Below are 21723 nucleotides of genomic sequence, written 5' to 3' on the forward strand. Positions count from 1 at the left end.
AGGTTCACGACAGGCGCACGTATTGCGCCGCGCTTAGGCACAATATCGGGTCAAGCGGCGGGCTTTTCAAGCGCTTCGGCCTCTCAAGGCTCTATGTTTTGATTGTTTTTTTCAATCAAACGGCGGGGTTTGTCTCGAAAGAGGCTTTCGCCGCCGGCTTAGTGCTCATTGTTGCCAATGAGAGGGCACATCCCAGAGGGGGCGCGCGGCCTCGGCCCGGGCTTGATCACGGGTAACGCCAATGTCTGCAAGCTGACGTGCATCCATTTTTGCGAGCGCGCGACGCTGCCGCCAGAGGGCGAGATAATTCATGAACCCAAACGCGCGGTTCCGCGATGGAGCAAATGAAGTGGGGGAGGAGCAAGAGAAGTCGACCATCGGAGAAACCTTTCCATTTTGTGTTGAGATGCTGATCATCAATTTCATTTGTTGATGTATATGGCGTGGTTCGCTACATTTGAAAAACGAATGATTGTGAACTGACCCATCAGGAAGCGTGATATGCCAAGAAACTTAGATACAACCGCGCTCAGGGCCTTTGCTGCGGTGGCGGAAACTGGTGGTGTGACACGTGCCGCGAGCATGCTGAACCTGACGCAATCGGCTGTTTCAATGCAGTTAAAGCGGCTTGAGGTCGCGCTTGATGTCACATTGTTGGATCGCGCGGGCCGAGGGGTGGCTTTGACGGCAGAGGGGGAACAGTTGTTGTCCTATGCGCGGCGCATACTGGCATTGAATGATGAGGCCGTGGATAAAATGACGGCCGAGGAGTTTGAGGGCGAGATTCGCCTTGGGGTTCCCCACGATATCGTGCCGCGTGCGATCCCGCAGGTGTTGCGGGCTTTTGCTGCTGAATTTCCCCGAATGAAGGTTCAGTTGATCACGTCCTGGACCTTGGACCTGCTTGAGCAACTGGAGGCGGGTGTCTGTGATGTTATTTTGACAACAGAGCAGGGCAAGGGCGCACGCGGTGAGAGCCTTGTGACCGTTCCGATCACTTGGGTGGGGGCCCCGGATGGCGCGGCTTGGCGTCATCGACCGCTGCCTTTGGCGTTTGAGGATAATTGTATCTTTAAGGGTCAAGTGGTTGAGGCATTGGACCGGGCTGGCATTCCGTGGGTGAATGCCGTTTCGACCAAATCAATCCGCGCGGTTGAGGCGATTTTGGCCGCGGATATCGGCGTTCACGCCTTGCTATTGGGCACGGCGCCCGAAGGGGTCGCGCCGATTTCGCATGGTGGGGTTTTGCCGGAATTGGCGGATTATAATATCAACATGTACGTACGGCGCGGGTTTGATGGACCGGCCGCCGAGGGGATGAAGCAACTGCTGCGCACTGTATACCCGGATGTTATGGGGTCGTCTGCACCACGACCTTCCCGGTTGAGCGCCGCGTCCTGAGCAGGTCCAGCGCCTCGGGAACTTGGTCAAACGGGAGGACGTGGCTGACGTGTGGGGTGATCGTCCCGGCCTCAAACATCTTGAGCAAAGCGGTAAGGCTGTCGGTGACGACCGATGGATTTGTTTTGAGTAACCCGCCCCAATATAGCCCGTGAACTGAGATGTTTTTGACCAGCATGTGGTTTGGCTTGATTTCGGGCAGGTCGCCACTGGCGAAGCCGATCAGCAGCATGCGCCCACCGGGGTTGGTCGCGCGGAAGGCATCGGTGAACTGTGTGCCGCCAATTGCGTCATACACCACGTCTGCGCCGCCAAGGTCTTTGACGGTTTCGCGAATGTCCTGCGTGTCGGTGTCGATTAGGTGGTGCGCGCCCGCGGCTTTGGCCGCGGCCAATTTGTCAGCGCCTCTGGCGCAGGCGATTACCTCGGCCCCAAGTTGTGCGCCAATTTCGACCGCAGTGAGGCCAACGCCCCCCGCAGCCCCCAAAACCACCAGCCGTTCGCCGGGTTTGAGGTGGGCGGCGTGTGTCAGCGCGAGGTGGCTTGTGCCGTATGCGATCTGAAAGCCTGCTGCCTGCACATCGGTCATGCTGTCGGGCAGTGGCACGCAGCGATTGGCCGGAAAGCAGCCCCACTCGGCCAGCCCGCCTTGGCCGCCGAAAACCGCCACCCGCGTGCCGGGTGCTGGGCCCGTGGTGTCGGGTCCGAGGGCGTCGACCACGCCGCTGATTTCTAGGCCCGGTGTGAATGGTAGGGCGGGCGTGTCCTGATACGTGCCCTTTTGCATCAGCAAATCTGCGAAGTTCATGCCGCATGCAGTGATTCGGACCAAGACCTCACCGGGGAGGGGATTTGGCCGCGGAATGTCTTCACAAGTGAGTGTTCGGTCCGTCCCTGAGATACGATAGGCGAGCATGACGGTTCCTTTGCCAATTGCATTGGGTTCCCGAAAGTGCAGCCAAATTTATAAATGACAAGAGCTTTCGACAGGAATTCCTTGTGTAAAGTGGTTTTTCTTTGAGCAATTTTGAAATTGCATTGCATTTTGCAATATTCAATTGGATCAGGGGTTAACGGTCTCATGCGTGCGTTTGGATTGTATGAGTGTAAACTTTAATTGATAGTTTGCGCGTAAACTTGATCTGACGCATGTTGGTGTTATGCGATCTTTACGAAACATAACGTTGAGAGCGTTGATCGGGCAATCGTCCCGTGTTTAAGGCTCGATTAAGGAGTGACGTGATGAAACATCCTGTGGATGTGAATGTCGGAAAACGAATTCGCCATCGGCGTTGGATGGTTGGAATGACCCAACAGCAGCTCGCTGAGCATGTTGGGATCAAATTCCAGCAAATCCAAAAGTATGAAACGGGCATGAACCGTGTGTCGGCTTCGCGGCTTTGGGAAATCTCAGAGGCGCTGTCAGTACAGGTGAGCTATTTCTTCGAAGGTGTGCGGGACGACGATGCGCCTGTGCATGTGGCTGAGGGTGCGCCCGGCGATATTTTGGGCGACAAAGAGGCCATGGAACTTGTGCGGTCGTATTATGCGATCCCAGAGAACCAGCGCCGCCGTCTGTTTGAACTGGCGCGTGTGCTGTCCGAGAGTGCCGCCTAAGGCCACAATGCCACGGCGCGTGGCTGCGCGCCTTGACGCTAGCGATGCCCCATGACACCCACGTGACGTCAGACACCGCGTGGAAGGGCCGCTCAGAATGTACCACACAATCGACCCCGTTATGGCGACCGATCTCAAGCGGGTTGGCCACGCAATGGCTGATGCCGCGCGTCGCGAGACGTTGCGGTATTTTCGGGTGCGTGGGCTGGGGGCTGATAACAAGGATGCCGCCGGTTTCGACCCCGTCACAATCGCTGATCGCGCTGCAGAGGCGGCCATGCGCGCAGTTCTTGCGCAAGAACGTCCTGATGATGGCATCTTGGGAGAGGAAGAGGGCGCAAAGCCCGGTACAACTGGCCTGACATGGGTGCTTGACCCGATTGATGGCACCCGAGGATTTATTTCTGGAACGCCGACGTGGGGGGTGCTAATCGCGCTGCAAGACGCGTCTGGTCCGATTTATGGCATCATTGATCAGCCCTATATCGCAGAGCGGTTTGAGGGTGGATTTGGTGTTGCGCGCTGTGTGGGCCCCACAGGGGATACGGCTTTGGCCGCGTCAGACATAGCTGTCCTGTCGGAAGCGACAATTCTGACAACCTTCCCCGAGGTGGGCAGCGAAGCGGAGGCGCGCGCATTTCACGCTGTGGCCGAGCAGTGCAAACTGACCCGCTACGGTATGGACTGCTACGCCTATGCTTTGCTTGCGGCGGGCCATGTCGATTTGGTCATTGAGGCGGGGCTAAATGCCTACGATGTGGCAGGCCCCATCGCCGTGGTGCAAGCCGCTGGCGGCATCGTGACCGATTGGAGGGGGCAACCGGCCCATGAGGGCGGCCGCATCATTGCGGCTGCAACACCTGAACTTCATTCCGCAGCCCTAGAGGTAATCTCCAATGCCCTGTGAAACTTTGATCAAGGGCGCGGCCCGCATGTTGACGATGGATGACGCAGACCTGCGTCTTGATGGTGCCGACGTGCGGATCAAAGACGGTGTCATTGCTGAGATCGGCGTTGGACTTGAGCCGGGTCTAGGGGCAGATGTTCTGAACGCTGAGGGGTGTTTGGTGACGCCCGGCCTCGTGAACACGCACCACCATCTGTACCAAACCCTGACGCGCGCCGTGCCCGGGGCACAGGATGCGCTTTTGTTCGGCTGGCTCCGGACGCTTTACCCGATTTGGGCGCGGTTCGGTCCCGAAGAGATGTATGTCTCGGCTCAGGTGGGGTTGGCTGAGTTGGCTTTGTCGGGGTGCACGCTGTCATCTGATCACTTGTATTTGTATCCCAACGGCAGCCGTTTGGATGACACTATTGCGGCGGCTGCGGACATTGGTTTGCGGTTTCACCCAACCCGTGGTGCCATGAGCATTGGTGAAAGCTTGGGCGGTTTGCCACCGGATGCCCTGGTCGAAAATGAAGCTGCGATCATTGAGGATTGCATTCGCGTCATTGACGCCCACCACGACCCGCGGCCTGGGTCGATGGTGCGCGTGGGTGTCGCGCCGTGCTCTCCGTTCTCGGTAAGCCGCGATTTGATGCGGGACGCGGCCATTTTGGCCCGTGATAAGGGCGTGATGCTGCACACGCATTTGGCTGAGAACGACGAAGACATCGCATATTCGCTAGAGAAATTTGGCTGTCGGCCCGGACAATATGCAGAAGACCTGGGCTGGACCGGGGATGACGTGTGGCACGCGCACTGCGTGAAGCTTGATGCGCAAGAGATTGATTTGTTTGCAACCAGCGGCACAGGCGTGGCGCATTGCCCCTGTTCCAACTGTCGGCTTGGATCCGGGGTTGCCCCTTTGGGTGCAATGCAAAACGCGGGCGTCAAAGTGGGTTTGGGGGTGGACGGATCCGCCAGCAATGACATCGGTTCACTTGTGGCAGAGGCCCGGCAGGCGATGCTTTTGCAGCGGGTCACGCGCGGGGCGGATGCGATGTCGGCTCATGCGGCATTGCGCCTTGCTACGCGGGGCGGGGCCGAGGTTTTGGGCCGCACAGATTGTGGTCAGCTGGCACCGGGTTTCCGTGCGGACATTGCGGTATGGGACATGCGCAGCGTTGCGGCGGCGGGGTCATGGGATATGGGGGCGCTGTTGTTGGCGGGGCCGCAGCAAGTCCGCGATCTGTTCGTGGAGGGGCGCCGCGTTGTTGCCGACGGGCATATCACCACCGTGGACATGCCCAAGCTGCTAGAGCGTCAGCGCACATTGGCGCACCGCCTGCAAACATAGCGGCAGGCAGCAGCGCGCGCAGGATCGTAGAATAGGCAACACCCCTTGGTTCGGTGGTTTTTGGCGCTGTCTCAGTGCACTTAACGCATCCCCCATGTTCCAAGAAGGATATCCAATGCTCGACGATTTTGACGAATACAAAGGTCAATCCGGTCTCGACAGTCCCGCTCAAGACGCCGAAGAAATCACACCGAATGATACGGCTGACCTGTCTCATGCCACGCGCGCGCTATACGTAGGCGCAGATGGCGACGTGCGGGTGACCTTTATTGCAGGCGCCACGGTGACGTTGGCTGGCCTGCGTGCAGGTGTAGCCTATCCGTTCCGTTTGGCGCGTGTGCATGCATCAGGCACAACGGCTGCGGGTTTGGTTGGGCTCCGCTAAGGCTTGGACGACTTAGCGTGCAAACGCGCCGAGGATCTGGGCACGTGCGGCTGGATCCTCGGGCAGCACCAAGGCCTCACGGGCCGCAAATAACCCGGTGTAGTCACCCAAAAATAACGTTCGACCCTGCGCATAGGGGCTAAGGTCGATATTGCGCGAAAAGCTGTGGCCCAGCCCCGCGACGCGGTAGCCAGGTGCGGCGCGCGTCGGCTCCAGATAGCCCTCAATCGTGAGACGTTTGAGTGGTCCTGCTGCCCCGGTAAAGCGCGCAGTCACAGCGCGCTCGCTGCGCATCAGGGCGCTGTTGGGATCATAGCGGCCCACGATGCTGGCAAAGCCTTCGTCTTTAAGGCGTTGACTGCCGGCCCCTCGAACGCGGAGGCCAGAAACAGTCACGCCAAGCCCCGCGCGGTCAACGGTTCCTGCAACCAAATCACGGGTATCCCGCGCGGGCGACAGGCCGCTGCCCTCAACGGTATTGCCGCGCCAAAGGCCCGATACGGCAACGCGCCGACCCACCCGTGCAAGGCGGTTGGGCCGCGCAAGCCGCACGGGCGTGCCCAAAATCGTCAGCTCTTTGCCGCCGTTTGCTACTGCTGTTATTTCACCCACCAGCGGATGCGTAACATGGACGCGCCGTGCCGTCAGCATGTCTACGGGGCCGCCAGCCTCAACCGTTAGGCTATCCCCGATGTTGATATCACGGGCAGAAATCTCTCCAAAGCCGTCGGAATACTGGGTCACCCCATCCACCGCGACACGGCGGCCCGCCACGATTAAACTGCCAAATTCGGTCAGGATGCCGACAATGCCGGTGCCGCCGATCCCGCCCTCGGATTGACGGGGTTGAGCCGGGGCAGGCAAGGCTGCACCGGGCCAAAATACGCTTGCGGCGCCTGTGCCGAGGATAAAGCGTCGTGTGTGCGTGTTACGGGTCATTTTGGTAAACTCTTTTGGTCTGAAGTATCGTGCACTGGGCCATCATCATCCGAATACAGAAACACACCAAACCGAAAACGCATGGTGGCGTCTGGGTTGTCCTTGTCGGCATTTTGCAGATGCGCGGCGCGGCTGTTGATGTCTTGCAAGGTTTTGATTCCAACGGTGCGCACGTCTTGTACAATTGCCGTGACTGACGTCTTCGTAAGATGGTTGTAGAAGACCGCGCGTTCCAGAAACGGTGAGGGGCCATCGGCCAAAAGGTTCTCAACCGCGGCATTCATGTGATCGCCCAGGTTTTCGGAAAAGAAATGGAGCTTTTGATCGAGATCAGCGGGTCCGACCAATGCGGCAGGGTTCAGGTGCACCAAACCGTCGGCATCTATGCTGATGATGCTCTGACGCTCTAATTCATCCAAGACCGCGCGGGGGCGGATGTCGCGGCTGACGCTTTGCACGAGGTGGTCAAAGCTGGGCGGTGTGGCTGCGCTGCGGGGCAGGGGGCTGGGCGCGCCCGTCGCGGTCGAGAGATCGGGTTGGGTGATCCAGCGACCCACCACGGTGGCTAATGTTGAGGATTTGCGCGCCACGCTTGCGTCCGCGTCTGTCTCTGCTGCTCGCAGTGTTTTGACATCGCGTCTGTGCACTCCGGTCATCACGCTGACTTGGCTATCTGTGGCTGCATTGCCTGCGGCGTTAGCGGCGACTTCAACGTAGGTTTGCTTGATGATCCGGTAAAACGAGGGCGCGGTCACACCCTGTGCGATTAGGGCTCGAACAAGCGGGCGCAGGATGGCCCGAACGGCCTGCTCAAACAGGGAGCTTTTCGTAAATGGGTCTGGCGTCATTGGGGCGTTATGGCCGTTTGTGTGCAAAAGTTCCACAAATTTCTTGCCTTTCTATCAAGTAGATGCATTTTGGAATGACAGTCGTGTGTATTTTGCACACGCAGGGTGGAAAAGAATTAAAGGAAATATCAATGAAACTGTCGCTCGTATTGAAAGCCTCTGTTGTGGCATGTGCTTTGGCCGTCTCTGGCTGTGCCGAAATGATGACGCCGTCTGAGCCGAATATCGTCGAAGTCGCGCAATCGGCTGGGTCGTTTAACACGCTTGTCGCCGCTGTTGGTGCCGCGGATCTGGCTGGTGTGTTGTCAAGCGAGGGGCCGTTTACGGTGTTCGCACCGACGGATGAGGCGTTTGCCGCCCTGCCTGCGGGAACGGTGGACACTCTGCTGTTGCCCGAAAACAAAGACCAATTGACCGCAATCCTGACTTACCACGTGGTGCCGGGCAAAGTGATGGCCGCTGATCTTGCGGGTCAACGCCTGAGCGTGGCGACCGTGAATGGCGCGTCTGTGCATATTGATGGGCGTAGTGGCGTAAAGGTGGAAAACGCGACCGTTACGGCCGCGGATATCGAGGCATCAAACGGCGTCATTCATGTGATCGACACGGTCCTGTTGCCCTAAAAACGGGACAAACCAAAGGGCGGTGTGCGCGGGCACGCCGCCCTTTTTTGTGCGTCTAGTGTAGTTGTCAGGTTTAGACGCCGCCAATTACCAAGGCTTCAGTCAGATAGGTGCGTGAGCCATCCCAATGGATCATTATTCTGGCCCATGTTGTCAGAGACATAACCCAACGTGCGTCAAGCTGTGGAATGAGACGCATGTAATTCGCAGTACATCCAATGGCTTGCCCGTGCCCAAAGCCACAAACAGAGCGATGACTTACGTCTAGCTAGCCGACAATCATCTGTTTGAGTTGCAGCGCTTCGTGTTCCAACTCTTGGAGGCGGTAGGTGACGACATCGCCGATGGTGACCATGCCCCGCAACGTGCCGTCCGCTATAACAGGCATGTGTCGGAACTTGCCGACTGTCATTAACCGCAAGACCGTGACCAGAGTATCCTCCGGGGCGCAGGTAATGACATTTGCCGTCATGTTTTCGGACACAAGCTGTGGCAGAGTTTGTCCTGGCGTTTCAGCGAGTTTGCGTACGATATCACGCTCTGACAGGATGCCGGCCAATGCACCGTCGGCGGTGGTCACGACAAGAGCACCGATTTTCTTGTCCCGAAGGATGCCGACCGCGGTGGCGATCGTGTCGCCCGGCGCCACAGAGAGCACGTTGCCGCCCTTGGTCTTGAGCAGTTCGGCCACGGTCGCTGCATCGCCTTTGATATTGCTCCGCGTCGATTGGCTAACGGTCTTTTTCGCTTCGCGTGTGTCGCCGCGAGTTGGGGCTTGATAGGATGTGGGCATGACGTCTCTCCTGTCTACTTGAGTCCGTGACCAATGCCATGGTACCGCGACTTGGCCAAAACGCCTAATGGGAGAAAAGACTAGTGCTTGATACGAGCTTGTACCTCACGCCGGGCGTCGCGACCGCTATCTTTGTGGCGGCCTGTATTTCAGGCTATCGGTATCGGAGCGTTTGGAAGGCAGAGGGCCCCGTTTGGCAGCTTTGGCTGTGGGGGCTTGTGGCGGGCATTGGCCTGCTCACGGTCGGTTTTTTGCCGATGCAGCCGGGCTAGTCAGCCTCGGCCATTTGATCCAACATCTTGCGGGCACGGGGGCATTTGAGCCGCTCGCGCAGGGGGCTGTTGGGATCGATCTCTTTGTTGCACACGAGACATTGGTCCGCGTCGCTGATCGCGTTGAGCCCACCACAGCTGCCCTTGATCCGCTTTCCCGCAAAGATCACGCCAAGCGCCATGCCCACGAGAACCGTGAGCATGAGCGCGAAGGCAAGGGCGAAGGTGGCCATCGGCGCGACCTAAGCCGACAGACGTGTGTAGGCGGGGCTGGCCGTGGTCACGAAACCAGAGCCATCCGCTGCGCGGTCGATGAACAATACGGCGATGTCATGAGCTTCGGCGACCTCTAGGCCCCGGTTGCGACCCAATGTCAGCATCGCAGTGGACCAAGCGTCGGCGTGCATCGCATCATTTGCCAGTACAGTGGCCGACGCAGTCGTGTGCGTGATTGGGCGACCGGTCGTGGCATCAAGGATGTGCGTGTAGCGTTTACCATCTTTCTCGAAGTAATTGCGGTAGTCGCCGGATGTCGCGACCGCGAGGCCCGAGACACCAACGACCTGTTGCACATTCCTGTTGGCCACATCAGGGGTTTCAATCCCGATCTGCCATGGCATGCCATCCGCGTTCCGGCCCGAAGTCGCCAGATCGCCGCCGATTTCAACGAGGTAATCAGTGATGCCATAGCTTTGCAGAACACCCGCAACGCGATCAACGCCGTGACCTTTGCCAATGCCTGAGAGGTAGACTTGCGAGTCGGCGGCTGATTTGACCAGCGCGCCATTCTGGATGGCCAGTGGGGCCGCGCGGCCGGCGCTTGCGAGGGCGGCTTCAATGCGGGCCTCTGTTGGGTTTTGTACCATGGCGCCCTTTGCGCCAAAGCCCCATGCTTCGATGAGCGGGCCGAGGGCGACGTCGAATTGACCGTCAGTGGCGGCGTGGATATCGGCCGACGTCTTCAGCACATGCGCTAGATCGGACGACATTTGAATAGGCGCCCTCGTGGCGCTGGCGTTAAGCCGCGACACCTCAGACGTGATATCCCAGTTGGACATCTGCCGATTTACATCTGCCAGCACTGCTTCGATGCCTGCATGCACATCGGCTTGTGCCGCCGAACGGGACGGATCAAGCGCTACAACATTATAGGCCGTGCCCATAGTCGTGCCGCTGAACCGCAGTACATCGGGTCCCCGTTTGCAGGCGGCCAGCGCCAGTGGGGCAAACATTACAAATCGTCTTGTGAGCGTGATCGAAGCTGACACCGTGCGTCCCTCATTTGTTGTGGCTTTTCCCTACATCAAAAACCTGCGTTCTGAATTGCGACAAAGTAACCCAAAATGCAAAATGGGATGGAAAAAATACCCCGTTCCAATACACGCACATCACAACCTGCGATAATTGCGCAGGGGGAACGTAATGGTGGGGAAAAGTGCCTGCGTGTCACAGTTCATGCTAAAAAAAGGCCTCGATCTTCCGGTCGAGGGGGCGCCCACACAGGGCATAGACGCCGGTCAAGCCGTTCGCACTGTAGCGATTCTTGGCTCGGACTACATTGGGTTGAAGCCGCGACTTGAGGTTGCGGAGGGCGAAGAAATTAGGGCTGGTAGCCCGATTCTGTCGCACAAGGATACGCCAGACGTCAAAGTCACCTCTCCGGTGGCTGGAACGGTCAAGGCGATTAATCGGGGCGCTCGGCGCGCTTTGATCAGTGTTGAGATCGAGCCGTCCGCAACGCCAGACGAAAGTCTCGACTTCTCGGGTGTGGGTGATACGGCCACGCAAGAGGGGCTCGCGCAAAAGTTGTGCGCTTCAGGTCTTTGGACGTCGTTCAAAACGCGTCCATATTCTAAGGTTCCAGCCTCCGATATGCGCCCCGCTGCGCTGTTCGTGACGGCGATGGATACGGAGCCTTTGGCAGGCAATCCCGCAGAGATCATTGCTGCGGATGCGGACGCATTTCGGACCGGTTTGGCCGCGATTTCGACGCTTAGTGAGGGTGCTACATACTTGTGCCATGAAACTGGTGTGACACTGCCCGGCGCGGAGCTGGGTGGTATCACTGCGGCTGGTTTTTCGGGGCCACACCCCGCGGGCCTGCCAGGCACGCACATCCACTTTCTAGAGCCACCAACCGCTGCGAAAACTGTTTGGACCATCTGGTACCAAGACGTGATTGCGATCGGCAAGCTTCTGATGACAGGCAAACTGGATGCGACCCGTGTGGTTGCGCTTAGTGGCCCGCTCGTCAAATCGCCCCGGTTGGTCACGACCGTTATGGGCGCCTCGATGGTGGATCTGACCGCGGGTCAAATCGAAGACAACGTGCCATTGCGTCTGATCTCAGGTTCGATCCTGAGTGGGCGGGCCGGCGCCGCTGAAAGCGCATATTTGGGTCGCTATGATCGCCAGATCACCGTGATCGAAGAAGACAAAGCGCAGATCCCGATGGGCTGGGTCCGGCCAATGCCTTCGAAGTTCGCCGTGCAACCCGTTCTGGGATCAGCGTTTTCCAAAAAGCTCTATAAGCTTACAACCAATTTGAATGGTGGCCGCCGTGCCATGGTTCCGCTGGGCACGTTTGAGGGGCTGATGCCGCAGGACTACCTGCCGACACAGCTTTTACGCGCGCTGCTGGTGATGGATACGGATCAAGCGCAGGCGCTCGGCGTGCTGGAATTGGCCGAAGAGGACCTCGGTCTTGTCGGCTTCGCCTGTCCTGCAAAATATGAATATGGCATGGCGCTTCGCGACTGCCTCTCCAAGATCGAGAAAGAAGGCTAGCACATGGGATTGCGCAACTTTTTCGACCGCGTCGAACCCCACTTTGAGAGGGGCGGAAAGTACGAGAAGTATTTCCCCCTCTATGAGATGGTCGAGAGCTTCCTGTACACCCCAAAGACGGTGACAACGGCAGCCCCGCACGCCCGGTCCTACATCGATATGAAACGCATCATGACTTACGTCGTGATGGCCACGATCCCGTGCATCCTGATGGGCATGTACAACATCGGGTTTCAGGTAAACACGGCGATTGAAACGCTAGGCGCCACTGGCTGGCGTGTTTGGATTTTGGAAACCACGGGCATCGGCTTTAATGCTGCAAACCCGATGGTCAATATCCTGCACGGTGCGCTCTACTTCCTGCCGATCTACATCACGACGCTCGTGGCTGGGGGCATTTTCGAGGTTATCTTTGCCACGATCCGCCGCCACGAAGTGAACGAAGGTTTCCTCGTAACCTCAATGCTTTACGCATTGATTATGCCACCCGATGCGCCCTTGTGGCAGGTGGCTTTGGGTATCATTTTTGGTGTTGTGATCGGTAAAGAAGTCTTTGGTGGAACAGGCAAAAACTTCCTCAACCCGGCGCTGACAGGTCGTGCGTTTCTGTACTTTGCGTACCCACAAGACATGTCCGGTGACACGATCTGGACGCCAGTTGACGGCTTTTCCGGTGCGACTAGCCTCGCGATTGCAGCCTCTGATGGGTATCAGGAAATCGTGGTGCGCGGCACGACTTGGATGGATAGCTTCTTGGGGTTTGTCCAAGGCTCCATCGGTGAGACGTCAACGCTTGCGTGCTTTATCGGCCTTGCGTTCCTCCTGACGACACGCATCGCAAATTGGCGCATGGTTGCCGGGTGTCTGGGGGGCATGATCGCCTTTTCGACGCTGCTGAACCTGATTGGCTCTGATACGAACCCAATGTTCGCGATGCCGTGGTACTGGCACCTTGTCGTTGGCGGTTACGCCTTTGGCCTTGTGTTCATGGTGACGGAGCCTGTGTCGGGTTCGCACACAAACATGGGGCGGTTCATCTATGGCGCGCTGATCGGCTTTATGGTTGTGATGATCCGGGTGATTAACCCTGCGTTCCCAGAGGGCATGATGCTCGCCATCCTGTTCGGAAACGTCTTTGCGCCGCTCATTGACCACTTTGTTGTTCAAGCCAACATCCGCCGGAGGGCCCGCCGCCATGTCTGATGCGACCCCGCAGCCAAAAGGCCCCCTCGGGCGCTTTCTAGCTCTGCCAACGGACTCGGTGCCCAAGACGGTCTTCGTCGCGGTGATGCTGTGCCTTGTGGCGTCGATGTTTGTTTCTGCTGCTGCCGTGGCCCTGCGGCCGCTGCAGGAAGTAAACAAACTGATCGATAAACAGGTGAACATCCTGCAAGTTGCCGGCATGTATGAACCCGGTGTCGATGTGGTCGAGGCGTTTGGCGTTTTTGAACCCCAAGTCCTTGAGATCGCCACTGGTACCTTTACCGATCAGTTCGACGCAGCCAGCTTTGATGACCGTGCAGCGGCCTCTGATCCGGCCTTGTCGGTCGCGCTGGACAATGACCCTGCGGGCATCGGCCGTCAGGCCAAGTTCGTGACGGTTTATCTTCTGCGCGATGACGCGGGTGGCATCGACAAGGTGATCATGCCGATCCATGGCTATGGCCTGTGGTCCACGCTCTATGGGTTCATCGCGCTCGAAGAAAACGGCAACGATATCTTTGGCCTGCAATTCTACCAGCATGGTGAAACACCGGGGCTCGGTGCCGAAATCGACAACCCCCGCTGGAAGGCCCTGTGGCCCGGTAAACGGGTGGCGGATGATAATGGTGAGCTGCAAATTCACGTCGCCAAAGCCCCCAACGCATCTGGCGCCGACTACCACATTGACGCGCTGGCAGGGGCCACGCTGACGTCTGTTGGCGTCAACAACCTTGTGCAGTTCTGGTTGGGTGAAACGGGCTACGCGAGCTTCCTCGCCAACCTGAAATCGGGAGATATCTCATGAGCCAGACCCGGAGACAGATGTTGATCGACCCGCTGGTCGACAACAACCCGATCACGCTACAGGTGCTGGGCATTTGCTCCGCGCTTGCGGTGACGTCCTCTTTGCAGGTGGCGTTCGTGATGTCGCTGGCCGTGACGTTTGTGACTGCATTCTCGTCGATGTTCATCTCGATGCTGCGCAACCATATTCCCGGCTCCATTCGGATCATCGTCCAAATGGTTATTATCGCCAGCCTCGTGATCCTCGTGGATCAGGTTCTCAAGGCCTACGCCTATGAGATTTCCAAGACGCTGTCGGTGTTTGTTGGCCTGATCATCACGAACTGTATCGTGATGGGCCGCGCAGAGGCCTTTGCGATGAAGAACCCTCCTGTGGCCAGCTTTATCGACGGTATTGGTAACGGGCTGGGCTACGGTCTGATCCTGATGCTTGTCGGTTTCTTCCGGGAGCTTTTCGGCGCCGGCAGCCTGTTTGGCATCACCATCTTCGAGACGGTCAACAACGGCGGCTGGTACGTGCCCAACGGCATGTTGCTGCTGCCCCCGTCTGCATTCTTTATCATTGGGTTGATCATCTGGGCGTTCCGCGCATGGAAACCTGCCCAAGTCGAAGAACGCGAATATAAAATTCAAACGGTGGAGTCGCACTGATGGAAGGGCTGCTTTCCCTCGCTGTAAAAGCGATTTTTGTTGAGAACCTCGCGCTCTCATTCTTCCTTGGTATGTGTACCTTCATCGCGGTGTCGAAAAAGATTTCGACCGCCATTGGCCTTGGTATTTCGGTCATGGTTGTGCAGGCGATTACGGTGCCGGCTAACAACCTGATCCTGACGTATCTGCTGGCTCCGGGCGCGCTTTCGTGGGCGGGGTTCTCGGATGTCGATCTGACATTCTTGGGCCTGATCTCTTACATTGGCGTGATTGCAGCGCTGGTGCAGATCCTCGAAATGGTTCTCGATAAGTACTTCCCACCGCTTTACAACGCGTTGGGCGTGTTCCTGCCACTGATCACGGTGAACTGTGCCATTCTAGGTGGGTCTTTGTTCATGGTGGAACGGGACTACAACTTTGCCGAGTCGGTCACCTACGGGCTGTCTTCCGGCTTTGGTTGGGCCCTTGCGATCACGGCCATGGCGGGCGTGCGCGAAAAACTGAAATACTCCGACATCCCAGACGGTCTTCAAGGTCTGGGCATCACGTTCATCACGGCCGGCCTGATGGCTATGGCCTTCATGTCGTTCAGCGGCGTGAAACTCTAAAGGAGAACGGGCATGGCAACTTTCGGATTAGGTATCATCCTCTTCACGTTGATTGTTCTGGCGCTTGTGTCGATCATCATCATGGCGCGGTCGCAGCTTGTCTCGACGGGTAACGTGAACATCACCATCAACGGTGAAAAGACCATTTCGGTTCCGGCGGGTGGCAAGCTGTTGCAAACGCTGGCGGAACAGAAATTGTTCGTACCCTCCGCCTGTGGCGGCGGGGGCACTTGTGCGCAGTGTCGCGTGCGCATCCACGAAGGCGGCGGCTCGATCCTGCCGACCGAAGAGGGACATATCACCAAGCGTGAAGCCGCTTGCGGGGATCGTTTGTCGTGCCAGGTCGCGGTCAAACAGGACATGGAGATCGAAGTCCCCGAAGAGGTCTTTGGTGTCAAAAAGTGGGAATGTACGGTCGAGTCGAACGAAAACGTTGCCACCTTCATCAAGGCGCTCGTGTTGCGCCTGCCTGAGGGTGAGGACGTAAATTTCCGCGCTGGCGGTTACATTCAGATCGAAGCCCCTGCACACCACGTCGACTACAAATCTTTCGACGTTGAAGAAGAGTACCGCGAAGACTGGGACAAGTTTAACTTGTGGCGGTTTGAATCGGATGTGGCTGAGCCGCTGGAGCGTGCCTACTCGATGGCGAATTACCCCGACGAAAAGGGCATGATCATGCTCAACGTGCGAGTGGCCACACCGCCCCCCGGCGCGGATGCGGTGCCTCCGGGCAAGATGTCGTCGTACATCTTTAACCTCAAGCCCGGCGACAAGGTGACTATTTCCGGCCCGTTCGGTGAGTTCTACGCACGCGAGACGCAAAAAGAGATGGTGTTCATCGGCGGTGGCGCGGGTATGGCCCCAATGCGGAGCCATATCTTTGACCAGCTCAAGCGTCTCAAGAACCGTGACCGCAAGATCTCATTCTGGTACGGCGCACGCTCCAAGCGTGAGATGTTCTTTGTCGAAGATTTCGACCAGTTAGCCGAAGAATTTGACAACTTTGAATGGCATGTCGCTTTGTCTGATGCGCTGCCCGACGATGATTGGGATGGTTACACGGGTTTCATTCACAACGTGTTGTTCGATGAATACCTCAAGAACCATCCAGCACCCGAGGACTGTGAGTTCTATATGTGTGGACCGCCGATCATGAACCAATCGGTCACAAATATGCTCATCGATTTGGGCGTGGACCGCGAAGACATCATGCTCGATGACTTTGGCGGGTAAGTAACACACCCCGGGTGGCGAAAGCTTCCCGGGGTTTTGTTTGTTCAGCGTGGCTTAAGATATTGTTTCCCTAAGGGCATCCGCTACAGTTTCGTCATGGATGCTGCTGCCCTTTCCCGTGATCTCATTGTTCCGACGTTCGTCGTTGTCACCCATGTGGGCGCTGACACTGGCGGTGAGGCATACACCATCTCCAATGAGGTCAGCGGCAAGCATTTCGGTGCAAACGCCTCCGCAGTAGCCTTTCTAGAGGCGCTCCGAGAGACAGGCTCCTACGCCCAAGCATGTGCCGGCACGGGCCTTCCAGATGTAGTGGCGCAAAAGACGCTTGCGCAGTTTATGCGCTACGGCGTGGTGGTGGCACAGGGTGTCACAAACCAAGACTTACCAAAGGCACATCAGCCACTAGAGGCACGTGCGATCATGCTCCGGTTTGACATGTTTGATGCCGCCGGTATTGCGGCACGTTTTGCTGGGATTGGTCGGTGGGCGTTTAGCGCCCTTGGGCTATCCGTTTGGATGCTCCTGGGGGGCTGGGCTATTGTCTCCGTGGCTTTGCGCCCAGACAAATTGGCCTACGCTGTGATGCAAGTACCCCAGATCAGCCTTCAGGGTTTGGTGTTGTTCGCGCTGTGTTTTGTTGCGCTAAAGATCGTGCATGAAATGGGCCACGCACTTGCCTACCAAGAGATGTGTCGCCGCGATGGTATTGCTTCTGGCCCCATTCGTATGGGGATTTCGATTTTTGCGATGACGCCGTTTCCCTATACCAACGTCACCGGCGCTTGGCGGCTTAAGGGGCGGGGGCCACGGGCGATTATCGGGGCGGGGGGGCTATATCTGGAATTTTTTGCGGTCTTTGCGGCCACGCTCTTTTGGGCGTTTACGGGTACGGGGCCGTTACAAGACGCGGTGTTCCAGGTCGCGATGTTCGCGGCCGTGTCGAGCCTGTTGTTCAACTTGAATCCGCTGATCAAGTTGGATGGGTATTACATAATGACCGACCTGTTGGGAGTACCCAATTTGGCAGGGCGTAGCACCCAGGCAGCGGTGCGTTGGCTGAGCTGGGCTTTGGGTGCAGATGTAGCGCGTCCGGATCGGCGCGCGCTTGGTTATTGGTTGCTCAGCTATCTGTACCGTTGGGTCATCTTCGCGGGTATCTTTTGGCTTTCATATCAGTTTGATCCCCGTCTCGGTGCGGTTGTGTTTGGCATTGTGATTGTGATGCTTATTGCTCGCCCACTTGCCCGTAGCCTGAAACAAGCGCGCGCAAATGGTGCCCGACTTGGCCGCGTTGTGGCGGGGGCTGGATGCATCGCTGCGGTCTGCGTTCTAAGCGTGATCCCGTTTCGGGACCGGGTCCTGTTGGACGGACAATTGTCCCTCTATGAAACGACCTTTGTCCAAGTGCCAGAAGCCGCTGCTTTGCGCCTAGATGCGGATGGTTTCCCAGTGTTGGAGAGCCTTGATCTGACGCATGCACAACGCGATCTTAACTTGCGCCGCCAGATCGTTGAGAGTGCAACGCGTGCTATCGCACGACGTCCCTCCGGGGCTGAGATTGCGCGGCTTCAAACTGATTTGGCCCAACTGGATGAGATACGCGGCAACCTTGATCGTCGGGCCGCAAGCCTACGTGTCGCGGCAGGTCCTGAGAGCGTCTGGACCCCTTTGGCTGCACGCGATTATGCGGGCGCATGGGTCCAGCCGGGGCAGGCGGCATTGGGGGCGATATCCAGCCCCGTGCCCGCGCATTTGGTTCTGTGGCTCGATCAGCGCGATTTTGAGGCGGGTCTTCTAAGCCGTACCGACACGGCCCCGCTTTTGGTGCGGCTGCAGCATGACCCCGACTGTCAATTTCAGGGTCAACTGATGCAAACAGAAACGCAATTGGTGCTGCGCGACGGGGCGGTAAAACTGCGCGCGATCCTAGATTGGCCCACACCGCAATGTCTGATGGACGCGCCTAGCGGGGCCGGAGTGATCGCGCGCAAATCCGCAGAACCAAAATCGCTGTTTCAGCGGATGAAAAACAGTATTGAACGCGCCCTTCAGGATCGCCTCCCGGTCGAAAGACTGTTAGAATAAGACTAATAAATTTATTAGGAGGAAGAGTATGGCCAGACGGCGCGCCGTGGATAAAACGCAAACCGTGGACGTAGCGGGGCGGTTGCCCTTCCTTTACACCTCCCTCGTTCCGATTACCTCTGAGCATCACAAGGACCTGCGGATCAAGACCGAACGGGAGTTTGGCGTCGCTGCCAATGCCAATGCGATACCCATCACCTGCGATGAGTTTGCACAGGTCGTCCGGCATTATCCTATCGTCTTCACGACGGGGGCCAAGCCGATGCCTATGGCGTTGGTCGGTCTGCGCAAAGGCGTGAATGATCAAATAGATGCGCAAGGAAAATGGGCGCCCGGTGCCTATGTTCCTGCATATCTGCGCCGCTATCCTTTTTTGTTAGTGAAGGAGGCCGAGGATGCACCACGGCAAATTCTTTGCGCGGACATGTCCTCAACTCTTTTCACCCAATCGGCCGAGGGTAGCACTGCGTTATTGAACGATGACGGCAGCCAGTCTGAGCATTTGACTGCCATCCTAGACTTTGCCACGCGCTACGAAACATCGGCGCAACGCACACGTCAGGTCATGGCAGAGGTTGCAAAATTGGACTTACTGCAAGCCACCACTGTGAACCTGTCTCGACAGGAAAAAACGGCACGCATCGAAGGCTTCCAAGTGATTTCCGAGGAAAAGGTGCGTGATCTGGACGACGTGACGCTGGCTGGGCTTGCGCGTCGGGGGCTCATGACGTTGTTTGCCGCGCATCACATGTCGATGGCGAATTTCTCGAATATGGGCGCCGTGGCATGACCCTTCGGGCGGCGTGCGCGGTGGCCCTGTTTGGGGCGTTCGCCCCGTTATCGGCAATCGCACAAGGTGTAACGGCTATCTTGGAGCCTGTCCAAAGCGTGGACATCCGCACGTCACTGGTGGGTATTCTGGAGCGCGTCGATGTGGCTGAAGGCGCGACTGTGGCACAGGGTGCGCCGCTTGCTCAGCTTCAAAGCAGAACCCAAAGCCAACGTGTTGCTTTGGCCCAAGTTGTCGCTGACGCAGATGGGCGCGAGTTGCGCGCGAAGACGCAAATGGAACAGGCACAGGCCTTGTTCGAGCGTGTCCAAGCAGCCCGTGCGCGCGGTGCGGCCCAGTCGTGGGAGGTTGAGCAAGCTCAGCAAGCCGTAGACCTCGCGAAAGCAGATCTACAAATCGCCCAAGAAGGCCAAATCCAAGCTCGCGCGCAACTTGCGCTAGAGCAGGCGATGCTAGCCGATTACACTTTGCGCGCGCCGTTCCCCGGGGTCGTGCTAGAGGTGCAGGCCGAGGCGGGTACTTATGTGGACGCGCAGGCTGTTGTTTTGAAGTTGGCGCAGCTCGATGCTCTTGAAGCCACCGCGTTTGTTCCGCTGGAATGGTTGGATCGGATGACTGTTGGTCAGAGCCTTGAGGCAGAAGTTGAAGGTGCGGCAATCCAAACAGCGGCTGTTCAGGTCACCACGATTGATCCGCGGATTGACCCCGCTAGCCGCACGGTGCGCATTCGCGTCGCGCTGGACAATGCAGATCGCGCCTTTCGGCCCGGTGCGACCTTGATCCTTCGGGCACCATGAACACTGTACCGCGCCCTCCGCAGGCCCAAGCCGCTGTGCCACAATCGTTGGCAGAGGCTCTGGCTGCGGTGTTTTCCACCTCGGCGCAGGGGTCTTTTTCGGCGCGTTTGGTTGGGTTCACGCAAGCCCTGATCCCGCAAACGCGGGCGTGGGTTATCAGTGTCGATGCCGAAGGGCAGGCCAATACACATCCCACCGGTGACGTGCCTGATGCGGGGATGACCCTCGCGCAGCAAGCGTTGTCATTAGACGCCGGTAGTGTCGTGGCTGAGAGCACATTTATAGCCGCGAAAATCGCGCTCGATACCGGGGAAGATGCGGCCTTGGTGATAGAATTACGCGGTGAGGGGCAATCCGCCCGTGCCTTGGCCCATGAACGTCTATGCCTTTTGGCGCGCTTGTCGGTCGCCACATATCGCCCCGAAACAGTGGACCTGTTGCAAAACATTCTGCGGATTTTTGCTGAGCTAGGCCAGAGTGCTGGGCCGCAGACATCTGATCTACAATCCCTCAGCGATATGATGGCTGTGTTTCTGGCAGCTGACTATGCGGCAGTGGCCCGATTTGATGGGAAAAAGGTGCATGATCTGCATATCTCGGGGCAGGCGCATATGGGCAAGGGCGCGCGTGTGGTCACGGAGTTGAAGGCCAGCATGGCCGAAACCGCCCGCCTGCGGCTATGTGATCAAACCCGTGCTTTTACCGCAGAACCGGGGCAGCCGGATGGTCTTGTTCTGCATGTCGCTGCACCTCGGCGAAACGCAAGCATGCTGCCGTTTTTGGCGGCCAGTGCAGGCAAACTCGCGCCCCATGCTGCGCGGCGCGGCGTGAACTGGCGCGTTTGGGGGCGTCGTGGTGCGATGATTGCGGCGGTCTGCGGCGCCGCATTCGTGCCCATCCCTGACAGTGTATCGCTTCCGGCGACGGTTGGGGCGGTGTCCCACCGAATTGTGACCAGCCCACTGGATGCGCCTTTGGCCAGTTTGGACGTGCGCGCCGGGGACCGTGTGATTGCTAGTGAAACGGTTCTGGGCCGCTTTGACACCCGCGCGCTTGACTTGGAATTGATTGCGGCGCAGGCCAGCTACAGCCGTGCCCTTTTGGACCGGGAGCGTGCGCGCGCAGGACGGCTGGCGGCAGATCTGCGTACCGCAGAACTGGAGGCTGAGCGTGTCCTCGCGGATATTGCCCTGTTGGAGGCGCGCAAAGAAACCGCCGTTTTGATCGCACCCATCTCTGGCTTGGTAATCGGCGATGGTCTGGGTGACATGACCGGCGCGTTGATGCGGCGGGGGGATCTGGTCCTAGAGATCGCCGATCCATCAGCGATAGAGTTGGACGTTTCCGTCCCGCAATCACAGGTGGCCAAGGTCGATTTGGGGCAGGCGGGTGTGTTCCGTCCTGATTTTGATCCCTCGTTGCGGTTCGACATTCAGGTGACGTCGATTTCTCCCGCAGCACCAAGCGGTCAGAGGGCCCCGCTGTTCCCGGCGCAAGCCAGCCTGTCGGATACGGCGGTCGATACGTTGCGCCCGGGCATGACCGGTGTCGTGGCGTTGGACCGGACGTGGCGTCCGATCTGGCAGGTCGTTGGGCGGGGGTTGCGCGACTGGGTCATGCTGCGACTTTGGGTTTAGGCGA

At 58.0% G+C, this 21723-nt stretch carries 25 protein-coding genes; 18 read left to right on the forward strand and 7 right to left on the reverse strand.

Going from position 1 to position 21723, the window contains the following annotated elements; translation table 11 throughout:
• The coding region (locus tag AC4GMC_RS07200; protein ID WP_488052014.1) for a hypothetical protein at nucleotides 1-236 on the forward strand (236 nt) is incomplete at its 5' end.
• Here AC4GMC_RS07200 and AC4GMC_RS07205 read toward each other — a convergent pair.
• The gene (locus AC4GMC_RS07205) at nucleotides 166-426 is read right to left on the reverse strand and encodes a DUF1127 domain-containing protein (RefSeq protein ID WP_487877721.1); all 261 of its coding nucleotides are present in this window, start codon (nucleotides 424-426) and stop codon (nucleotides 166-168) included. The genes AC4GMC_RS07200 and AC4GMC_RS07205 overlap by 71 nt on opposite strands.
• Nucleotides 427-501: 75 nt before the next feature.
• Here AC4GMC_RS07205 and AC4GMC_RS07210 point away from each other — a divergent pair, with 75 nt between their 5' ends.
• The gene (locus tag AC4GMC_RS07210; RefSeq protein WP_487877722.1) at nucleotides 502-1401 is read left to right on the forward strand and encodes a LysR family transcriptional regulator; all 900 of its coding nucleotides are present in this window, start codon (nucleotides 502-504) and stop codon (nucleotides 1399-1401) included.
• Here AC4GMC_RS07210 and AC4GMC_RS07215 read toward each other — a convergent pair.
• A complete protein-coding gene (locus AC4GMC_RS07215) occupies nucleotides 1352-2317 on the reverse strand; it encodes an NADPH:quinone oxidoreductase family protein (protein WP_487877723.1) in 966 nt (321 codons plus the stop codon). The genes AC4GMC_RS07210 and AC4GMC_RS07215 overlap by 50 nt on opposite strands.
• A 326-nt stretch (nucleotides 2318-2643) precedes the next feature.
• Between AC4GMC_RS07215 and AC4GMC_RS07220 the strand changes: the two genes are divergently transcribed.
• The 4 genes from AC4GMC_RS07220 (at nucleotide 2644) to AC4GMC_RS07235 (ending at nucleotide 5643) form a co-directional block, all read left to right on the forward strand.
• Complete coding sequence (locus AC4GMC_RS07220) at nucleotides 2644-3018, forward strand: helix-turn-helix domain-containing protein (protein WP_487877724.1); 375 nt, start codon at nucleotides 2644-2646, stop codon at nucleotides 3016-3018.
• 97 nt (nucleotides 3019-3115) lie between these two features.
• Entirely contained in the window at nucleotides 3116-3925 is an 810-nt protein-coding gene (hisN, locus tag AC4GMC_RS07225; protein ID WP_487878952.1) for a histidinol-phosphatase, read from the forward strand.
• Entirely contained in the window at nucleotides 3915-5258 is a 1344-nt protein-coding gene (locus AC4GMC_RS07230; RefSeq protein WP_487877726.1) for an 8-oxoguanine deaminase, read from the forward strand. Before hisN ends, AC4GMC_RS07230 begins: the two co-directional genes overlap by 11 nt.
• A 115-nt stretch (nucleotides 5259-5373) precedes the next feature.
• Entirely contained in the window at nucleotides 5374-5643 is a 270-nt protein-coding gene (locus tag AC4GMC_RS07235; RefSeq protein WP_487878951.1) for a spike base protein, RCAP_Rcc01079 family, read from the forward strand.
• A gap of 12 nt (nucleotides 5644-5655) precedes the next feature.
• On the opposite strand, the gene AC4GMC_RS07240 is transcribed toward AC4GMC_RS07235, so the two are convergent.
• Both AC4GMC_RS07240 and AC4GMC_RS07245 read right to left on the reverse strand, forming a co-directional pair.
• On the reverse strand, nucleotides 5656-6582 hold the full coding sequence (locus AC4GMC_RS07240) for a DUF5666 domain-containing protein (protein ID WP_487876379.1): 927 nt from the start codon (nucleotides 6580-6582) through the stop codon (nucleotides 5656-5658).
• A complete protein-coding gene (locus tag AC4GMC_RS07245; protein WP_487876378.1) occupies nucleotides 6579-7430 on the reverse strand; it encodes a DUF6502 family protein in 852 nt (283 codons plus the stop codon). The genes AC4GMC_RS07240 and AC4GMC_RS07245 overlap by 4 nt, the downstream gene beginning before the upstream one ends.
• A 203-nt stretch (nucleotides 7431-7633) precedes the next feature.
• Between AC4GMC_RS07245 and AC4GMC_RS07250 the strand changes: the two genes are divergently transcribed.
• Nucleotides 7634-8053: a fasciclin domain-containing protein gene (locus AC4GMC_RS07250; RefSeq protein WP_487876382.1), complete on the forward strand. Its 420-nt coding sequence runs from the start codon at nucleotides 7634-7636 to the stop codon at nucleotides 8051-8053.
• A 268-nt stretch (nucleotides 8054-8321) separates the two neighbouring features.
• Here the strand turns inward: AC4GMC_RS07250 and AC4GMC_RS07255 are convergent, their stop codons facing one another.
• Entirely contained in the window at nucleotides 8322-8846 is a 525-nt protein-coding gene (locus AC4GMC_RS07255; protein WP_487876377.1) for a CBS domain-containing protein, read from the reverse strand.
• An 83-nt stretch (nucleotides 8847-8929) separates the two neighbouring features.
• On the opposite strand from AC4GMC_RS07255, the gene AC4GMC_RS07260 reads away from it, so the two are divergent.
• Nucleotides 8930-9118, forward strand: coding sequence for a hypothetical protein (locus AC4GMC_RS07260; protein WP_487876376.1), 189 nt, complete (start codon nucleotides 8930-8932; stop codon nucleotides 9116-9118).
• On the opposite strand, the gene nqrM is transcribed toward AC4GMC_RS07260, so the two are convergent.
• On the reverse strand, nucleotides 9115-9351 hold the full coding sequence (gene nqrM / locus AC4GMC_RS07265) for a (Na+)-NQR maturation NqrM (protein ID WP_038007083.1): 237 nt from the start codon (nucleotides 9349-9351) through the stop codon (nucleotides 9115-9117). The two genes, AC4GMC_RS07260 and nqrM, sit on opposite strands and share 4 nt — an antisense overlap.
• Nucleotides 9352-9360: 9 nt before the next feature.
• Nucleotides 9361-10350 carry an FAD:protein FMN transferase gene (locus AC4GMC_RS07270; protein WP_487876375.1) on the reverse strand — a complete coding sequence of 330 codons (990 nt, stop codon included), beginning with the start codon at nucleotides 10348-10350 and terminating at the stop codon, nucleotides 9361-9363.
• Nucleotides 10351-10561: 211 nt separating this feature from the next.
• On the opposite strand from AC4GMC_RS07270, the gene AC4GMC_RS07275 reads away from it, so the two are divergent.
• The 10 genes from AC4GMC_RS07275 to AC4GMC_RS07320 all read left to right on the forward strand — a co-directional run bounded on the left by AC4GMC_RS07275 (nucleotide 10562) and on the right by AC4GMC_RS07320 (nucleotide 21719).
• Nucleotides 10562-11905 (forward strand): Na(+)-translocating NADH-quinone reductase subunit A, encoded by a 1344-nt coding sequence (locus tag AC4GMC_RS07275; RefSeq protein WP_487876381.1) that lies wholly within the window; start codon nucleotides 10562-10564, stop codon nucleotides 11903-11905.
• A 3-nt stretch (nucleotides 11906-11908) separates the two neighbouring features.
• The gene (locus tag AC4GMC_RS07280; RefSeq protein ID WP_487876374.1) at nucleotides 11909-13108 is read left to right on the forward strand and encodes an NADH:ubiquinone reductase (Na(+)-transporting) subunit B; all 1200 of its coding nucleotides are present in this window, start codon (nucleotides 11909-11911) and stop codon (nucleotides 13106-13108) included.
• The gene (locus AC4GMC_RS07285) at nucleotides 13101-13913 is read left to right on the forward strand and encodes a Na(+)-translocating NADH-quinone reductase subunit C (RefSeq protein WP_487876373.1); all 813 of its coding nucleotides are present in this window, start codon (nucleotides 13101-13103) and stop codon (nucleotides 13911-13913) included. Before AC4GMC_RS07280 ends, AC4GMC_RS07285 begins: the two co-directional genes overlap by 8 nt.
• Nucleotides 13910-14563 carry an NADH:ubiquinone reductase (Na(+)-transporting) subunit D gene (locus tag AC4GMC_RS07290; RefSeq protein WP_038007095.1) on the forward strand — a complete coding sequence of 218 codons (654 nt, stop codon included), beginning with the start codon at nucleotides 13910-13912 and terminating at the stop codon, nucleotides 14561-14563. The genes AC4GMC_RS07285 and AC4GMC_RS07290 overlap by 4 nt, the downstream gene beginning before the upstream one ends.
• Nucleotides 14563-15171: an NADH:ubiquinone reductase (Na(+)-transporting) subunit E gene (nqrE, locus tag AC4GMC_RS07295; RefSeq protein ID WP_487876372.1), complete on the forward strand. Its 609-nt coding sequence runs from the start codon at nucleotides 14563-14565 to the stop codon at nucleotides 15169-15171. Before AC4GMC_RS07290 ends, nqrE begins: the two co-directional genes overlap by 1 nt.
• A gap of 12 nt (nucleotides 15172-15183) precedes the next feature.
• Nucleotides 15184-16407 (forward strand): NADH:ubiquinone reductase (Na(+)-transporting) subunit F, encoded by a 1224-nt coding sequence (gene nqrF, locus AC4GMC_RS07300; protein WP_038009647.1) that lies wholly within the window; start codon nucleotides 15184-15186, stop codon nucleotides 16405-16407.
• A gap of 96 nt (nucleotides 16408-16503) precedes the next feature.
• On the forward strand, nucleotides 16504-18495 hold the full coding sequence (locus AC4GMC_RS07305) for a zinc metalloprotease (RefSeq protein WP_487876371.1): 1992 nt from the start codon (nucleotides 16504-16506) through the stop codon (nucleotides 18493-18495).
• A gap of 28 nt (nucleotides 18496-18523) precedes the next feature.
• Nucleotides 18524-19285, forward strand: a complete 762-nt coding sequence (locus AC4GMC_RS07310; protein WP_487876370.1) for a SapC family protein — start codon at nucleotides 18524-18526, stop codon at nucleotides 19283-19285.
• Complete coding sequence (locus AC4GMC_RS07315) at nucleotides 19282-20082, forward strand: efflux RND transporter periplasmic adaptor subunit (RefSeq protein WP_487876369.1); 801 nt, start codon at nucleotides 19282-19284, stop codon at nucleotides 20080-20082. The genes AC4GMC_RS07310 and AC4GMC_RS07315 overlap by 4 nt, the downstream gene beginning before the upstream one ends.
• The gene (locus tag AC4GMC_RS07320; protein ID WP_487876368.1) at nucleotides 20079-21719 is read left to right on the forward strand and encodes an efflux RND transporter periplasmic adaptor subunit; all 1641 of its coding nucleotides are present in this window, start codon (nucleotides 20079-20081) and stop codon (nucleotides 21717-21719) included. Before AC4GMC_RS07315 ends, AC4GMC_RS07320 begins: the two co-directional genes overlap by 4 nt.
• Nucleotides 21720-21723 lie beyond the last annotated feature (4 nt).

It is taken from the genome of Thalassobacter sp. (assembly GCF_982993085.1).

Coding starts and splice junctions, on each gene's coding strand:
- AC4GMC_RS07285 (WP_487876373.1), top strand. CDS start 13,101: ATGTCTGATGCGACCCCGCAGCCAAAAGGCCCCCTCGGGCGCTTTCTA.
- AC4GMC_RS07210 (WP_487877722.1), top strand. CDS start 502: ATGCCAAGAAACTTAGATACAACCGCGCTCAGGGCCTTTGCTGCGGTG.
- AC4GMC_RS07310 (WP_487876370.1), top strand. CDS start 18,524: ATGGCCAGACGGCGCGCCGTGGATAAAACGCAAACCGTGGACGTAGCG.
- AC4GMC_RS07250 (WP_487876382.1), top strand. CDS start 7,634: ATGACGCCGTCTGAGCCGAATATCGTCGAAGTCGCGCAATCGGCTGGG.
- AC4GMC_RS07280 (WP_487876374.1), top strand. CDS start 11,909: ATGGGATTGCGCAACTTTTTCGACCGCGTCGAACCCCACTTTGAGAGG.
- nqrE (WP_487876372.1), top strand. CDS start 14,563: ATGGAAGGGCTGCTTTCCCTCGCTGTAAAAGCGATTTTTGTTGAGAAC.
- hisN (WP_487878952.1), top strand. CDS start 3,116: ATGTACCACACAATCGACCCCGTTATGGCGACCGATCTCAAGCGGGTT.
- nqrF (WP_038009647.1), top strand. CDS start 15,184: ATGGCAACTTTCGGATTAGGTATCATCCTCTTCACGTTGATTGTTCTG.
- AC4GMC_RS07270 (WP_487876375.1), bottom strand. CDS start 10,350: ATGTTTGCCCCACTGGCGCTGGCCGCCTGCAAACGGGGACCCGATGTA.
- AC4GMC_RS07235 (WP_487878951.1), top strand. CDS start 5,374: ATGCTCGACGATTTTGACGAATACAAAGGTCAATCCGGTCTCGACAGT.
- AC4GMC_RS07245 (WP_487876378.1), bottom strand. CDS start 7,430: ATGACGCCAGACCCATTTACGAAAAGCTCCCTGTTTGAGCAGGCCGTT.
- AC4GMC_RS07320 (WP_487876368.1), top strand. CDS start 20,079: ATGAACACTGTACCGCGCCCTCCGCAGGCCCAAGCCGCTGTGCCACAA.
- AC4GMC_RS07315 (WP_487876369.1), top strand. CDS start 19,282: ATGACCCTTCGGGCGGCGTGCGCGGTGGCCCTGTTTGGGGCGTTCGCC.
- AC4GMC_RS07230 (WP_487877726.1), top strand. CDS start 3,915: ATGCCCTGTGAAACTTTGATCAAGGGCGCGGCCCGCATGTTGACGATG.
- AC4GMC_RS07290 (WP_038007095.1), top strand. CDS start 13,910: ATGAGCCAGACCCGGAGACAGATGTTGATCGACCCGCTGGTCGACAAC.
- AC4GMC_RS07240 (WP_487876379.1), bottom strand. CDS start 6,582: ATGACCCGTAACACGCACACACGACGCTTTATCCTCGGCACAGGCGCC.
- AC4GMC_RS07305 (WP_487876371.1), top strand. CDS start 16,504: ATGGATGCTGCTGCCCTTTCCCGTGATCTCATTGTTCCGACGTTCGTC.
- AC4GMC_RS07220 (WP_487877724.1), top strand. CDS start 2,644: ATGAAACATCCTGTGGATGTGAATGTCGGAAAACGAATTCGCCATCGG.
- AC4GMC_RS07205 (WP_487877721.1), bottom strand. CDS start 426: ATGAAATTGATGATCAGCATCTCAACACAAAATGGAAAGGTTTCTCCG.
- AC4GMC_RS07255 (WP_487876377.1), bottom strand. CDS start 8,846: ATGCCCACATCCTATCAAGCCCCAACTCGCGGCGACACACGCGAAGCG.
- nqrM (WP_038007083.1), bottom strand. CDS start 9,351: ATGGCCACCTTCGCCCTTGCCTTCGCGCTCATGCTCACGGTTCTCGTG.
- AC4GMC_RS07215 (WP_487877723.1), bottom strand. CDS start 2,317: ATGCTCGCCTATCGTATCTCAGGGACGGACCGAACACTCACTTGTGAA.